The organism is Paenibacillus sp. An7 (assembly GCF_009870785.1).
In the GTDB taxonomy this organism is placed as follows: domain Bacteria; phylum Bacillota; class Bacilli; order Paenibacillales; family Paenibacillaceae; genus Paenibacillus.
Map to the genome: position 1 here is coordinate 1 of NZ_WTWX01000006.1, position 15,058 is coordinate 15,058.

At 45.7% G+C, this 15,058-nt stretch carries 13 protein-coding genes; all 13 read left to right on the forward strand.

Annotation, left to right across the window (positions count from 1 at the left end; genetic code table 11):
• On the forward strand, positions 1-403 hold a 403-nt coding region (purE, locus tag GQY27_RS09625; protein WP_160033707.1), incomplete at its 5' end, for a 5-(carboxyamino)imidazole ribonucleotide mutase.
• Positions 400-1,614, forward strand: a complete 1,215-nt coding sequence (purK, locus tag GQY27_RS09630) for a 5-(carboxyamino)imidazole ribonucleotide synthase (RefSeq protein WP_160033709.1) — start codon at positions 400-402, stop codon at positions 1,612-1,614. The genes purE and purK, both read left to right, overlap by 4 nt.
• The gene (gene purB, locus GQY27_RS09635; RefSeq protein ID WP_160033711.1) at positions 1,611-2,906 is read left to right on the forward strand and encodes an adenylosuccinate lyase; all 1,296 of its coding nucleotides are present in this window, start codon (positions 1,611-1,613) and stop codon (positions 2,904-2,906) included. The genes purK and purB overlap by 4 nt, the downstream gene beginning before the upstream one ends.
• A 149-nt stretch (positions 2,907-3,055) precedes the next feature.
• Positions 3,056-3,925 carry a phosphoribosylaminoimidazolesuccinocarboxamide synthase gene (locus GQY27_RS09640; protein WP_160033717.1) on the forward strand — a complete coding sequence of 290 codons (870 nt, stop codon included), beginning with the start codon at positions 3,056-3,058 and terminating at the stop codon, positions 3,923-3,925.
• 701 nt (positions 3,926-4,626) lie between these two features.
• Entirely contained in the window at positions 4,627-4,872 is a 246-nt protein-coding gene (purS, locus tag GQY27_RS09645) for a phosphoribosylformylglycinamidine synthase subunit PurS (protein WP_160033719.1), read from the forward strand.
• A 3-nt stretch (positions 4,873-4,875) separates the two neighbouring features.
• The gene (gene purQ / locus GQY27_RS09650) at positions 4,876-5,565 is read left to right on the forward strand and encodes a phosphoribosylformylglycinamidine synthase subunit PurQ (RefSeq protein WP_160033721.1); all 690 of its coding nucleotides are present in this window, start codon (positions 4,876-4,878) and stop codon (positions 5,563-5,565) included.
• On the forward strand, positions 5,543-7,786 hold the full coding sequence (purL, locus tag GQY27_RS09655) for a phosphoribosylformylglycinamidine synthase subunit PurL (RefSeq protein ID WP_160033723.1): 2,244 nt from the start codon (positions 5,543-5,545) through the stop codon (positions 7,784-7,786). The genes purQ and purL overlap by 23 nt, the downstream gene beginning before the upstream one ends.
• The gene (purF, locus tag GQY27_RS09660; protein WP_160033725.1) at positions 7,771-9,252 is read left to right on the forward strand and encodes an amidophosphoribosyltransferase; all 1,482 of its coding nucleotides are present in this window, start codon (positions 7,771-7,773) and stop codon (positions 9,250-9,252) included. The genes purL and purF overlap by 16 nt, the downstream gene beginning before the upstream one ends.
• Positions 9,253-9,444: 192 nt before the next feature.
• Positions 9,445-9,678, forward strand: coding sequence for a hypothetical protein (locus tag GQY27_RS09665; RefSeq protein ID WP_160033727.1), 234 nt, complete (start codon positions 9,445-9,447; stop codon positions 9,676-9,678).
• Positions 9,679-9,811: 133 nt separating this feature from the next.
• Entirely contained in the window at positions 9,812-10,852 is a 1,041-nt protein-coding gene (gene purM, locus GQY27_RS09670; protein ID WP_160033729.1) for a phosphoribosylformylglycinamidine cyclo-ligase, read from the forward strand.
• A complete protein-coding gene (purN, locus tag GQY27_RS09675; protein WP_160033731.1) occupies positions 10,852-11,496 on the forward strand; it encodes a phosphoribosylglycinamide formyltransferase in 645 nt (214 codons plus the stop codon). Before purM ends, purN begins: the two co-directional genes overlap by 1 nt.
• 217 nt (positions 11,497-11,713) lie before the next feature.
• The gene (gene purH / locus GQY27_RS09680; RefSeq protein ID WP_160033733.1) at positions 11,714-13,261 is read left to right on the forward strand and encodes a bifunctional phosphoribosylaminoimidazolecarboxamide formyltransferase/IMP cyclohydrolase; all 1,548 of its coding nucleotides are present in this window, start codon (positions 11,714-11,716) and stop codon (positions 13,259-13,261) included.
• 275 nt (positions 13,262-13,536) lie between these two features.
• On the forward strand, positions 13,537-14,802 hold the full coding sequence (purD, locus tag GQY27_RS09685) for a phosphoribosylamine--glycine ligase (protein ID WP_160033735.1): 1,266 nt from the start codon (positions 13,537-13,539) through the stop codon (positions 14,800-14,802).
• Positions 14,803-15,058 lie beyond the last annotated feature (256 nt).

Genomic DNA, 15,058 nt, shown 5'->3' on the forward strand with positions numbered 1-15,058 from the left:
TGGTCTTTCTTATGAGAAAAAAGTAGTATCTGCTCATCGTACACCAGATCTTATGTTTGAGTATGCAGAGACCGCTTATGAACGTGGAATTAAGGTCATTATTGCCGGAGCCGGGGGCGCTGCGCACTTACCTGGGATGGTAGCATCCAAAACGGTCGTGCCTGTCATTGGTGTTCCTGTACAGACAAAAGCTCTAAATGGTCTGGATTCTCTGCTATCCATCGTGCAAATGCCGGGCGGCATTCCTGTTGCTACCGTAGCGATCGGAAAAGCGGGTGCAATAAACGCTGGGCTACTAGCTGCACAGATGATCGGCTCCTTTGACCCTGAGATTGCAAAACGTGTAACAGAAAGAAGAGATCGGATTCGCACTGAAGTCCTAGAAAGCAGTGACACTTTATGAGTCAAAACACAACTAGCAGAGTAGTGCCTGAACGGAACGTGATTGATTCAGAGAGTAAGGTACTGAAACCAGGTTCAGTTATAGGGGTACTGGGCGGTGGACAGCTTGGACGTATGATGACTCTCTCAGGAGCTGCGATGGGATACCGGTTCATTACTTTAGATCCGGCCCATGCATCTCCCTGTGGTCAGATTGCTGAGCAGATTGTTGCTGATTACAGTGACCAAGATGCGGCTCGTGAGCTTGCAAGACGGTGCGATGTCATCACATATGAATTCGAGAATGTAGATGCAGGGGTCGCAGCTCTTTTAGAAAAAGAATCTTATGTTCCTCAAGGAAGTAAGCTGCTGTACACAACACAGCACAGACTTAGAGAGAAACAAGCCATAGAAGCTGCGGGTGTTCCTGTTGCTCCCTACCGGGAAGTGAAGAGTGCGGCCGGCATGGAAGAGGCAGTAGAAGCGCTTGGTGTACCTTGTGTACTTAAGACAGTCACTGGCGGTTATGATGGAAAAGGGCAGCGAGTGATTCGTGAGAAAGAGGCAGCACTCCCTGCATATGAGGAACTTGGCGGTTCTTCAGTGGAACTCGTTCTTGAGCAGTTTGTTCCTTTTACTTGTGAAATCTCTGTCGTTGCAGCGCGTAATCCGCAAGGGGAGATCAAAACATTTCCACCGGCAGAAAACATACATGTAAACAATATTCTTCATACCTCTATCGTACCTGCCAGAGTATCTTCGGAACTTCAGCTCGAAGCACAGCATCTAGCTTCACAGCTTGCTGAATCCTTACAGGTTGTAGGGCTGCTGGCTGTAGAGCTGTTTGTCACAGAGGATGGGAAACTTTACGTTAATGAACTGGCTCCGCGTCCTCATAACTCAGGTCACTATACGATGGAAGCCTGTACGACAACTCAGTTCGAGCAGCATGTAAGAGCGATCTGTGGTTTACCTCTTGCAGATACAACGCTGCTAAGTCCTGTGGTTATGGTCAATGTACTTGGCGAACATATGGAAGAAGTAGTAGATCGCTTTTCTGTATCCGACCTGGAAGCAGAAGAACTGGGTATAGCGGCTAAACTTCATCTGTATGGAAAAGCGGAAGCAAAAACAGGACGTAAAATGGGACATATCAATCTCTTATGCCACGATGTGCAGCATGCATTGATGTGGATTGAGAAAACGAATATTTGGAGGAATCAAAATTCATGATTGAACGTTATAGCAGACCCGAAATGAGGGCTATCTGGACGGAAGAGAATAAATTTCAAGCTTGGTTAGAAGTTGAACTTTGTGCTTGCGAAGCATGGGTAGAACTTGGCGTTATTCCTAAAGAAGATGCGGAGTTGCTCCGGAAAAATGCAAGTTTCGATATTGAGCGGATCTATGAAATTGAGAAAGAAACGCGCCATGACGTGATTGCTTTTACTCGTACGGTATCGGAGAGCTTAGGCGAAGAGCGCAAATGGGTGCATTACGGATTAACTTCTACTGACGTAGTGGATACAGCGAATGGCTATCTGCTTCGTCAAGCTAATGAAATTTTGGAAAAAGATATCTTGAATTTCATTGAAATCTTGAAAGACAAAGCGATCCAATACAAACACACCCCAATGATGGGACGTACGCATGGTGTACACGCAGAGCCGACTACTTTTGGTCTGAAAATGGCACTTTGGTACGAAGAAATGAAACGGAATTTGGAGCGTTTCCGCCGTGCAGCTGACAATGTACAGTTTGGTAAAATTTCAGGTGCGGTTGGAACATATGCAAATATCGATCCTTTTGTTGAAGAGTTTGTATGTAAGAAACTCGGTACAAAAGCAGCTCCAATCTCTACCCAAACACTGCAGCGTGATCGTCATGCGGAATACATGGCTACTCTCGCTCTAATCGCAACATCACTCGACAAATTTGCTACAGAAGTGCGTGCGCTTCAGAAGAGTGAGTTCCGTGAAGTGGAAGAGGCTTTTGCTAAAGGTCAAAAAGGTTCATCTGCGATGCCGCATAAACGTAACCCAATCGGCAGCGAAAATATTTCCGGTCTGTCCCGCGTTATCCGCGGACATATGCTGACTGCTTACGAGAACGTAACGCTCTGGCATGAGCGTGATATCTCTCATTCATCTGCTGAGCGTGTCATCTTGCCAGATGCAACGATGCTGCTGAATTATATGTTAAACCGTTTTGGTAACATCATTAAGAACCTGACGGTATTCCCAGAGAATATGAAACGCAACATGGCTAGAACATATGGTGTTCCTTTCTCCGGCCGCATTATGACGAAGCTGATCGACAAAGGGTTCAGCCGTGAGCAAGCATATGACACGGTTCAACCACGGGCAATGGAAGCATGGGAAACACAGCGTCAGTTCCGTGAGATTGTAGAATCTACACCAGAGATCACTGAAGTGCTAAGTGCAGAGGAGATTGAAGATGCATTTAACCCAGCTTGGCATCTGAAGCATGTGGATACGATTTTTGCGAAACTCGGCCTGAACTAGAAACGAAGATAGCATGTACTAGCCTTGCCATGATATGAATTGATATTTGTTCTTTAGCAACATGATTCCTGATCTGCCTTTGACGCTTCATAAGAAAATGAGAAGGCAGATCGATTTTCTAAATATAAAGTTGTGGAGTGATTCAGGCTATGACACTATCAACCGCGGTAGAGCTCGTAAACGCACCGCTGTTATACAAAGGAAAAGTTCGTGAATTATATGATCTTGGTGAACATTATCTAATTGTTGTAACGGACCGCATTTCCGCTTTTGACTATATACTTGAGCCGGCTGTCCCTGAGAAAGGGAACGTTCTTAACCGCCTAAGTGCATTCTGGTTCGAGCAGACAAAAGATTGGATGGAGAACCACGTTGTTCATACCGATGTAGAACTGCTTGGCGATATAGTCAAGGACAAAGAGCAGTTGAAAGATCGCATCATGGTTACCCGCAAAGCGGAACGTATTGATATCGAGTGTGTTGTTCGCGGCTATATTACAGGCGGCGGCTGGAGACAATACGAAGCTTCAGGAACCGTAAACGGGATTAAGCTTCCGCAAGGACTGCGTAAGAATTCCAAGCTGGAACAGCCGATCTTTACGCCTGCTGCCAAAAATGATGTCGGTCATGACGAAGATATCTCAATGGCTCAGATGGAAGAGATGGTTGGAAAAGAGCTGGCTGAGGAACTGGAAGCGAAAAGCCTTGAACTCTATGCCTATGCAAGAGATTATTGCGAGAAGCGGGGCATTATTTTAGCAGACTGCAAGTTTGAATTCGGTATGGTAGATGGGAAGGTCATTCTCATCGACGAGATTTTTACACCGGATGCTTCAAGATTCTGGGCGAAAGAGAATTATGCACTGGATGTAGAGATTGACAGTATGGACAAAGAACCGGTAAGAACGTACCTTTCTTCTACTGGTTGGGATAAAAATAGTCAGCCTGATCCTCTTCCGCAGCATGTGGTGGAAGCTACGTCAGCCCGCTATATGGATATTATGAACCGATTGATATAGGGGGACCTCATAGGGGTCTCATATTCAACTCCCTCACTCCGGTTGGCTTCGCCAAAAGTCGGGGGTCTCATATTCAACTCCCTCACTCCGGTTGGCTTCGCCAAAAGTCGTTCGGGATTTGAATATTTCGACCTAGCAGGGAAGAGAAGAGATTAAGGGCAAGAGTAGAAGCTTAAGAGCAAGGTTAGAGACACAAAGTTAAGAGCGAAGATTAGAGATTAGAGATTAGAGTCAAGTACTAGGACAATAGCAATCCTTAAGGTGAAAAGCAACAATAAAGAGGGCGACTCAAAGAGCAAAACAAAGGGGTACAGACCCAGGAGTAACAAACGAAAAGAAAAACGAAGATATAATCAAAAGAGCAAGAACAAAGGGCAGAAATAGTGAATTAAAGAGAAGCTGCAAAACAAAGTTATTAGTGTTGTAGATAGTAAAAACTAACTCGGCAAACAACGCTCAAACGCGGCCTAATACTTCATCCCATAAATCATTCAGATAAGAAGTTATTAATCTCATATCTATTTGGTGCAATGAATGAGAAGATCGGGCACGCCCTGAAATAAAGATAGATTCATAAATAGATAGAGTCTTTAATTGCTAGATTTTGAAAACAATTAAATTTTATATCATCACAGTTAATCGCAAGCCTGTAACGAATAACACCAAAATCTTTTACCATTCCTTAGGAGGAACTTCCGATTATGATAAAAGCTACTGTATACGTAACGATCAAACAAAGCGTGCTAGATCCACAAGGGGTTGCGGTGCAAGGGGCACTTCATTCCATGGGTTTTGCAGAAGTGGAAAGTGTACGAATTGGGAAATACCTTGAACTTACTTTAGATACAAGTGATAAAAAGGAAGCAGAAGAACGCGTAAAAGTGATGTGTGAAAAGCTGCTCGCGAACACGGTTGTAGAAGACTATCGCTTTGAGTTGGAGGGTTAATCCATGAAATTTGCAGTTCTTGTGTTTCCGGGTTCCAACTGTGATATCGACTGCTTCAAAGCAGTAGAAGAAACGGTAGGGCAAACGGTCGATTATGTATGGCATACGGCGACGGATTTGTCAGCTTACGATTGTATCATCGTTCCTGGAGGTTTCTCCTATGGCGATTATCTTAGATGCGGAGCGATTTCTCGTTTTGCTCCTGTCATGAATGAAGTAGCTAAAGCAGCAGAACAAGGCAAATATATCATCGGAATCTGCAACGGATTCCAAATCCTGACGGAAGCGGGTCTCCTGCCAGGTGCGCTGCTTCGCAACGAAGGAATGAAGTTCATTTGTCATGATGCGGTACTTAAAGTGGAAAACAACAATACTCCATTCACTCGCGAATATGAGGCAGGCGAAGAAATCGTCATTCCGATTGCACACGGGGAAGGTAACTATTACTGTGATGAAGAGACACTGGCTGAGATTACTGCAAATAACCAGATCGTCTTTACTTATAAAAATAATCCAAACGGATCTTTAAATAACATCGCCGGTGTCAGCAACAAAGCCGGTAACGTCGTTGGCATGATGCCTCATCCGGAACGTGCCGTAAACGAAGTGCTTGGAACAACGGATGGCAAACGTATGTTTACTTCGATTTTGAATGCTTGGAGGGATCAACATGACGCAGCAAGTATCCGTTAAAGAACCAACCGCAGCACAGGTTGCGGAGCATAAACTTTATCAGCAAATGGGCGTTTCGGACAGTGAATATGATCTGATTGTATCCTTTATGGGACGTCAGCCTAACTATACAGAGATCGGCGTATTCAGTGTAATGTGGTCTGAGCACTGTGCATACAAGAACTCAAAACCATTGCTTCGCCGTTTCCCAACGACAGGAGAACGGGTTCTGATGGGACCTGGGGAAGGTGCCGGAATCGTTGACATCGGTGATAATCAAGCAGTTGTATTTAAAATTGAAAGTCATAACCATCCATCCGCAGTTGAACCTTTCCAAGGTGCAGCAACAGGTGTGGGCGGGATTATCCGCGATATTTTCTCAATGGGAGCAAGACCGATTGCAACACTGAACTCCTTGCGTTTTGGTAAGCTCGAAAGCGACCGTGTGAAGTATTTGTTCGAACATGTTGTCTCCGGTATTGCTGGCTATGGTAACTGTATCGGGATTCCAACCGTTGGCGGCGAAGTGATGTTCGATGAGAGCTATGACGGTAATCCGCTCGTGAATGCAATGTGTGTTGGACTGATCGATCATGATAAAATCCAGCGCGGTGTAGCTAAAGGGGTAGGTAACCCTGTGTTTTATGTGGGACCTCCAACGGGCCGTGATGGAATTCACGGGGCAACATTTGCTTCTGTTGAACTTACGGAAGAGTCCGAATCCAAGCGTACGGCAGTTCAAGTTGGTGATCCGTTCATGGAAAAACTCGTTATGGAATCTTGTCTTGAACTGATCGACTCCGGTATCGTGCTTGGTATTCAGGATATGGGCGCAGCAGGACTTACATGTTCTAGTGCGGAGATGGCAAGTAAAGCAGGAAATGGTCTGGAACTATACCTTGACCAAGTACCACAGCGTGAAGAAGGTATGACTCCTTATGAAATGATGCTGTCTGAATCTCAAGAGCGGATGCTCTTCGTTGTTGAGCCGAAAGATGAAGCACAAGCGATGGAAATCTTCGAACGTTGGGGCGTTATCTGTGCCAAAGTTGGTAAAGTAACCGATGACGGAAGACTCAAACTATATCATCACGGCGAGGTTGTTGGCGACATGCCAGTTCATGCACTTGTTGACGAATGTCCAGTGTACAACAAACCTTCTGCTGTTCCTGAGTATTACATTGAAAATGGAAAAATCGACACCCTGCGTTATGAAGAAGTGTCGGATCTTACAGGCGCTCTTAAAACGGTACTGTCCTCTCCGACCGTTTCCAGCAAGGCGTGGGTATACAACCAATATGACTATATGGTTCGGACAAGTACAGCCGTTCGTCCTGGTTCCGATGCAGCCGTGGTAACGGTTCATGGAACACGCAAAGGACTTGCCATGACAACAGACTGTAACGGACGTTACGTATATCTCGATCCAGAAGTAGGCGGGAAAATTGCAGTCAGCGAAGCTGCTCGTAACATTGTCTGCTCTGGAGCAGAACCACTGGCAATTACAGATAACCTAAACTTTGGTTCTCCTGAGAAACCAGATATTTTCTGGCAAATGGAAAAATCCGTAGATGGTATGGCAGAAGCTTGTAACGTACTTGGAACACCAGTTATCGGCGGTAACGTAAGTATGTACAACGAGAATGCCAAAGGAGCAATCTATCCAACTCCGGTTGTCGGTATGGTGGGTCTCGTACATGATACAGATCATATTACGACACAAGGCTTCAAAAACGAAGGGGATGTTATTCTCCTGCTCGGAGATACTTTCGCTGAACTTGGCGGCAGTGAATTCCAGTATGCGGTTCATGGTGTGACCGAAGGACGTCCGCCGAAATTGGATCTGGCTACGGAGAAAGCACTTCTAGATACAGTACTTGGCGCGATTCAAAAAGGACTTGTCGAGTCTGCACATGACTTATCTGAGGGCGGTCTCGCTGTTGCTCTAGCGGAAAGCTGTATCAGCGGCGGTAAAGGGGCTAAGGTAAGTATGGCAACAGAGCTTCGCAGAGATCATGCTTTGTTTAGTGAAAGCCAGTCTCGGATCTTGCTGACAGCAACAAAAGAAAATGCAGAAGCTTTAGAAGCATTTGTGAAAAATAATGGAGTTCCTGTACAAGTGATCGGACAAGTAACAGGCAGCAATCTAACAGTGGAGTTGAACGGTACATCAGCTGTGGACGAATCGGTAGCGGTTCTGAAGCAGGTCTGGGAGGATGTTATTCCATGTCTGATGAAGTAAGCGTTCCGAAGTTCTGGACAGGTGACTATTACAACGAAGGTTCGGGTAAAGAAGGACTTTTCGATAAATTAAAAGAGGAATGCGGGGTTTTCGGGGTGTATAGACACCCTGAAGCCGCTTCTTTATCCTATTACGGACTTCACGCCCTTCAGCATCGTGGAGAAGAAAGTGCCGGCATGTGTGTTAGTGACGGTAATGAGTTCCATTACCACCGCGGGATGGGACTTGTAAAAGAAGTATTTACAAAAGATCTTATGGCTACGTTGACTGGAGATATCTCCATAGGTCATGTGCGCTACTCCACTAGTGGAGACAGCAAGCTGACAAATGCACAGCCGCTTGTATTTAAATACCGTGACGGCGATCTTGCCGTTGCTACGAATGGTAATATCGTGAATGCGCCCGAAATCCGTAAAGAACTCGAGCAGAGCGGTTCGATTTTTCAGACAACCAGCGACACGGAAGTCATTGCTCACCTGATTGCACGGTCATCGAAGGATTTAGTCGAGGCAGCGAAAGATGCTTTCCGCCGAATAGTGGGGGGATATGCTTTTCTGATTATGACGAACGATCGTCTGCTCGTAGCATCTGATCCACACGGACTTCGTCCGCTGACGATGGGCAAGCTCGGGGATGCTTATATTTTCGCTTCCGAGACCTGTGCACTGGAGACAATTGGTGCGGAACTGATTCGTGATATTGAGCCTGGCGAGCTGCTGATTTTGGATGAGGACGGACTTCACGAAGATCGTTTTGAGGAGCAAAAGCACCGGAAAGCACTTTGTGCAATGGAGTATATCTACTTTGCTAGGCCGGATAGTGATATGAATGGTTCTAACCAGCACGCAGCAAGAAAACGGATGGGCAGCCAAATGGCGCTTGAGTCTTTCGTCGATGCTGATGTAGTAACAGGGGTACCTGACTCTAGTATATCGGCAGCGATTGGATATGCAGAGCAAACAGGCATTCCGTATGAGCTTGGAATGATTAAGAACAAATATACAGGTCGTACATTTATTCAGCCAAGTCAGGAACTGCGAGAGCAGGGCGTGAAGATGAAGCTGAGTGCGGTACGCCGGGTAGTAGAAGGCAAACGTGTGGTTATGATTGATGATTCCATCGTGCGGGGAACGACGTCGCGCCGGATCGTCAATATGCTGCGTGATGCTGGAGCAACGGAGGTACATGTACGGATTACCTCACCTCCATTTAAAAATCCTTGTTTCTACGGGATTGATACACCAAATCGGGATGAACTCATTGCTTCTTCCAGATCGGTTGAAGAGATTTGTAGAGAGATTAATGCGGATTCTTTATCTTTTCTTAGTCCCGAGGGCCTGATTGCTTCGATTAAAGGCAATCATCAAGATGAATATAAGGGCGGCTTATGCCTTGCCTGCTTTGATAATGATTATCCGACGACCCTAAATTTCAAAGAAGGGGCGAAGGCCGGCTGCGGTTGCTAAGAAGCTGCACGCGCAAAGCGTGAAGGCACTTGCGCAGCAGAGGAAGCCACTGCATTTTCCGCAGGCAAACAGGAGGACTTCCTGGCGAAGCTCCGCGCGCAGCGCAGCTCTTGGCGAAGCCGAGAATCCCCGTATTTGCCGCAGGCAAACAGGGAGATTCGGCGGAGCTGCACGCGCAAAGCGTGAAGGCACTTGCGCAGCAAAGGAAGCCACTGCATTTGCCGCAGGCAAACAGGAGGACTTCCTAGCGGAGCTACGCGCACAGCGCTGCACTTGGCGAAGCCGAGAATCCCCGTATTTGCCGCAGGCGAACAGGGAGATTCAGCGGAGCTACACGCGCAAAGCGTGAAGGCACTTGCACTTGAGCACAATGAGCCACATGTAAGCCGGTCTGAAAGACCATTAGCGATCCAATCACCAACGTAAACATAGCAAGAACACCCAAAACTCCGGTCCGCTAGCAAATTTGCGGGTGTCCAGAGGGGCGCTGCCCCTCTGGGGTCCTCCCTGTCAGGGAGGATTTAGGTGGGTGATTTTCCCCTTAAGGATGGTGTCCAATTTGTCAGAAGCCTACAAGAATGCCGGCGTTGATATCGCGGCAGGCAACGAAGCGGTAGAAAAGATGAAAAAACATGTGAAGCGTACATTCCGTCCAGAAGTGATGACAGACCTTGGTGGATTTGGCGCTTTGTTTGGTTTGAATAAAGACAAATACGATGAGCCGGTTCTGGTATCTGGTACAGACGGCGTGGGAACGAAGCTCAAAATTGCATTTGCCATGGATCGTCATGACACCATTGGTATTGATGCAGTGGCGATGTGTGTGAATGATATTGTTGTTCAAGGTGCGGAGCCTCTTTTCTTCCTAGATTACCTTGCTTGTGACAAAGTCGTTCCAGATAAAATTGAAGCCATCGTAGCGGGTATTGCTGAAGGTTGTCATCAATCAGGCGCAGCACTGATCGGTGGCGAGACAGCGGAAATGCCAGGTATGTACAGTGATGGTGAATATGATATAGCTGGTTTTACGGTGGGTATCGTAGATAAAGCCAAAATCATTAACGGAACTACCATTGCACCTGGAGATACTGTGATCGGAGTTGCTTCTAGCGGAGTTCATAGTAATGGATTCTCCCTAGTTCGTAAGCTGCTTCTGGAGCAAGCTGGCTATAGTCTTCAGGATGAGGTTGCGGAACTCGGCGGTAAGCTTGGAGATGAACTCTTGAAGCCAACCAAAGTCTATGTAAAGCCAATCTTAGCACTCCTGGATGAAGTGAAAGTTAAAGGTATGGCGCATATTACGGGCGGTGGATTTATCGAAAATATTCCGCGGATGCTTCCAGCAAACGTGAATGTAGAGATTAACTATGGTTCATGGCCAATCCTGCCCATCTTTAAACTGATGCAGCAAAAAGGAAGTATTTCTAACAAAGACATGTTCACTACCTTCAATATGGGGGTTGGCATGGTGATTGTAGTAAGTGAAGCAGATGCAGAAAAAACACTCGGATCCTTACGTGCAAATGGAGAGGAAGCCTACACCATTGGCCGTGTAACCGAAGGAAACCAAGTAGTGACCTTTACTGGAGCGGAAGTATAATGTCCGGTTTTCGCATTGCCGTATTCGCTTCCGGGCAAGGAAGTAACTTTCAGGCTTTGGTAGAAGCTGCTTCTAATGGGAAAATAAAGGGTTCAATTGAGCTTCTTGTCAGCGATAAACCGCAGGCGCTTGTTGTCCAAAAGGCACAGTCTGCGGGGATTCCCTGCCACCTCTTTCAGCCAAAAGATTATCCTTCACGTGAAGCGTATGAACAGGAAATCGTCGAAAAGCTGAACAACCTCAAGATTGATCTTGTTGTACTGGCAGGTTATATGAGACTACTGACTCCAGTTATTGTCGAAGCGTACGCAGGAAGACTCATCAACATTCATCCATCCCTGTTGCCAGCTTTTCCAGGTAAAAATGCAATTGGACAAGCTTTGGATTACGGGGTAACTCTTACGGGTATAACGGTACATTTTGTTGACGGAGGAATGGATACAGGGCCCATTATTGCACAGCGTGCAGTAGAGGTTTCTGCGGAAGATACCGCGGAATCGTTAGGGGAATCCATTCATGCACTGGAGCAGCAGTTATATCCAGAGGTTGTATCCTGGTTTGCGAGAGACCTCGTAAAACTGGAAGGACGTAAAGTTACGATTCTTGCGAAAGTATGCCAGGAAAATACTCAAACTGCACCATAGCGGAGACATTCCAACATTTTGTGCGAGGCTAGTAAAACCGTTACGGCATGATGTGATATTTCTCGGGAAATAAACGTAGTTTCGACGTTGGTTAGTAGATGTAAAAAACTACGAAAAACTGCATTTTTCAAATTATTTATCCAAATGAGCTGTGAATCGGAATTAAGTTCAGAACTATTCATTCTATGTGGTGACACACAAGAGGAGGAGCTTCATCGTGAGTATAAAAAGAGCACTCGTTAGCGTATCAGATAAAACAGGCATCGTGGATTTTTGCCGCGAGTTGTCTAATTTAGGGGTCGAAATTATCTCGACAGGCGGCACCAGCAGCCTGTTGTCGAAAGAAGGTATTCCAGTCATCGGCATTTCCGACGTAACGGGATTCCCTGAGATTATGGATGGACGAGTAAAAACACTTCACCCTGCCGTGCACAGCGGGCTTCTTGCAGTTAGAGATAACGAAGAACATCAAAAACAAATGAAGGATCTCGGTCTTGACTACATTGATCTGGTTGTTGTAAATCTCTATCCTTTCCAAGAAACAATTGCTAAGCCAGATGTATCTTACGAGGACGCAATCGAAAATATCGATATTGGCGGGCCGACTATGCTCCGTTCTGCTGCAAAAAACCATGCTTTTGTTAGTGTTGTTGTAGACGCGAATGACTACAGTCAGGTACTTGCTGAGGTTCGTGAACAAGGAGATACCACCCTTGAGACTCGTAAACAGCTTGCGGCAAAAGTGTTCCGCCATACGGCATCTTACGATGCACTTATTTCCGATTACTTGTCTAATGTGAACGGTGATCCTCTTCCTGAGCGGTATACAGTTACTTATGAAAAAATTCAGGACCTTCGTTACGGAGAGAATCCTCACCAGCAAGCTGCATTCTACCGGAAACCTCTTGCACCGCAAGGTACGCTGACTACGGCAGAGCAGCTTCATGGTAAAGAGCTCTCCTATAACAATATTAATGATGCTAACGCTGCGCTCCAGATTGTAAAAGAATTCGAAGAGCCGACTGTTGTGGCGGTAAAGCATATGAATCCTTGCGGAGTAGGCACAGGGGAAAGTATTTATCAAGCTTATATGAAAGCTTACTCAGCAGATCCAACTTCCATTTTCGGAGGTATTGTTGCAGCAAACCGAATCATTGATGCAGATACAGCGGCAAAACTTAGCGAAATCTTCCTTGAGATTGTGCTTGCTCCAGACTTCACAGAAGAAGCACTCGAAATTCTGACGAAGAAGAAAAATATTCGTCTGCTCAAAATGGGCGAACTTTCTTCTGCTAAAGAACGCACAAGTCAGTTTGTTGTTACAAGTATTGACGGCGGTATGGTCGTTCAGCAAAGTGACGTACACTCCGTGGACGCAGACGATTTGCAGGTCGTAACTGACCGTGCTCCTTCTGAAGAGGAACTAAAACAACTTCTGTTTGGATGGAAAGTAGTTAAGCATGTGAAATCCAATGCGATTGTACTTGCTTCGGACAACATGACAGTAGGCGTAGGTGCAGGACAAATGAACCGTGTAGGTGCAGCGAAAATTGCGCTTGAACAAGCGGCAGATAAAGCAAAAGGAGCTGTGCTCGCTTCCGATGCGTTCTTCCCGATGGGCGATACGGTAGAGCTTGCAGCAAAACACGGCATTACTGCCATTATTCAGCCAGGTGGTTCCATCAAGGATGAAGAGTCCATTAAGGCAGCGAATGAGAACGGAATTGCCATGGTCTTCACAGGAGTACGTCACTTTAAACATTAATTTACCGGAAATAAAGTAACAAGGAAATTTTTCTTTTCATCACATGAAAGATATAGTACCTAAAATAGATTCATTTTCGAGCGTGATCTGCACACGATCAAAAAGGGGTTTTTGAACGGAACAGAATCTATTTCATAAATTCATAATAAGGTTTTATGAAATTAATTCTTCAGCAGAGCGTTATCTTATCTTTCCTGGGGCTGGGAGTGCAAAGCGGAGAGCTTGGCCTCTCAGCCTTTATTCTTATTCAAAGGTACATACTTAAGGAGGAACTTATGGATATTCTCGTTATTGGTGCTGGTGGACGCGAGCATGCGATCGTATGGTCTCTATCAAAAAGCGAAAAGGTAAACACCATTTACTGTGCGCCTGGAAACGCAGGAATCAGCCAAATCGCACAGTGTGTGCCGATTGGTGTACATGAATTTGAAAAACTAGCTGAGTTTGCAATCCAAAAAGAAGTGGGACTTGTTGTCGTTGGCCCTGATGATCCATTAGCAGATGGAATTGTTGATGTGTTTGAAGCGAAGAACATACCTGTCTTTGGACCACGAAAAAATGCAGCCGAGATTGAAGGAAGTAAGACATTTATGAAAGATCTCCTTCGGAAATATAACATCCCTACTGCAGCTTACGAGAAGTTCGATAACTATGAGGCAGCACTTGATTATCTTCGTTCTCGCCCGGTTCCCATCGTCATCAAAGCCGACGGACTTGCTGCTGGTAAAGGAGTAACCGTAGCTTATACCCGAGAAGAGGCAGAAACGGCACTTCATAGCATGATGGTAGAGAAAACCTTTGGTGAAGCAGGTACAAATGTCGTAATCGAGGAGTTCTTAGAGGGTCAGGAAATGTCGATTCTAGCTTTTGTCGATGGAGAAACGGTAAGATGTATGCCAGCAGCACAAGATCATAAACCAGTATACGATGGGGATAAAGGTCCAAATACTGGCGGGATGGGGACGTATTCTCCACTGCCGCATATCGATCAGGCGATTATTGATAAAGCTATAGAAACCATTGTGGTTCCAACAGCAAAAGCGATGGTATCCGAAGGTCGTCCGTTCCGCGGTGTTCTTTTTGCAGGACTTATGATTTCACCAGATGGTACACCGAAGACCGTAGAATTCAATGCTCGTTTTGGTGATCCGGAGACGCAGGTTGTTCTGCCAAGACTAAAAACAGACTTGCTCGATATTTTCCTGGCTGCCGTGAACGGTACGCTTGCTGATATCGACATTCAGTGGAGTGATGAAGCAGCGGTATGCGTCATTCTTGCTTCTGGTGGATATCCTGCTTCCTATCCGAAGGGAATCGTGATCTCTGGGCTTGAACAAGCTGGAGATGCTCTCGTATTCCATGCAGGAACAGCGAAAAATGATGCAGGTGAGTATGTAACAAATGGAGGACGTGTACTTGGTGTCGTTGGCAGAGGGATGTCCATAGAAGAAGCAAGAAGTAACGCTTATGCGACTGCAAAACAGATCCATTTCGAAGGTAAACACCAGCGCTCTGATATTGCAGCAAAAGCTTTAGTGTAGTGTGAAAATATAGCTCTCGCATACAAATAGCAACAGATTAAAAACTAAAGATCAATAACTAGAGATCAAAAACAAATAGATCAAGAGCAAACAGATCAAATCAGAGCAGAGTAGAGTAGGAACGCTCGGTTTGGTCTGTTTTTCTTTTATTAAGGGGAAATTAGATCTACTCTTGAACTGCGGCCGAAAAAGAAGTATGATGGATTCAAAGAATTGTCTTAAAATTAAGATAATTAATCGAGGATGCACAAAGAAC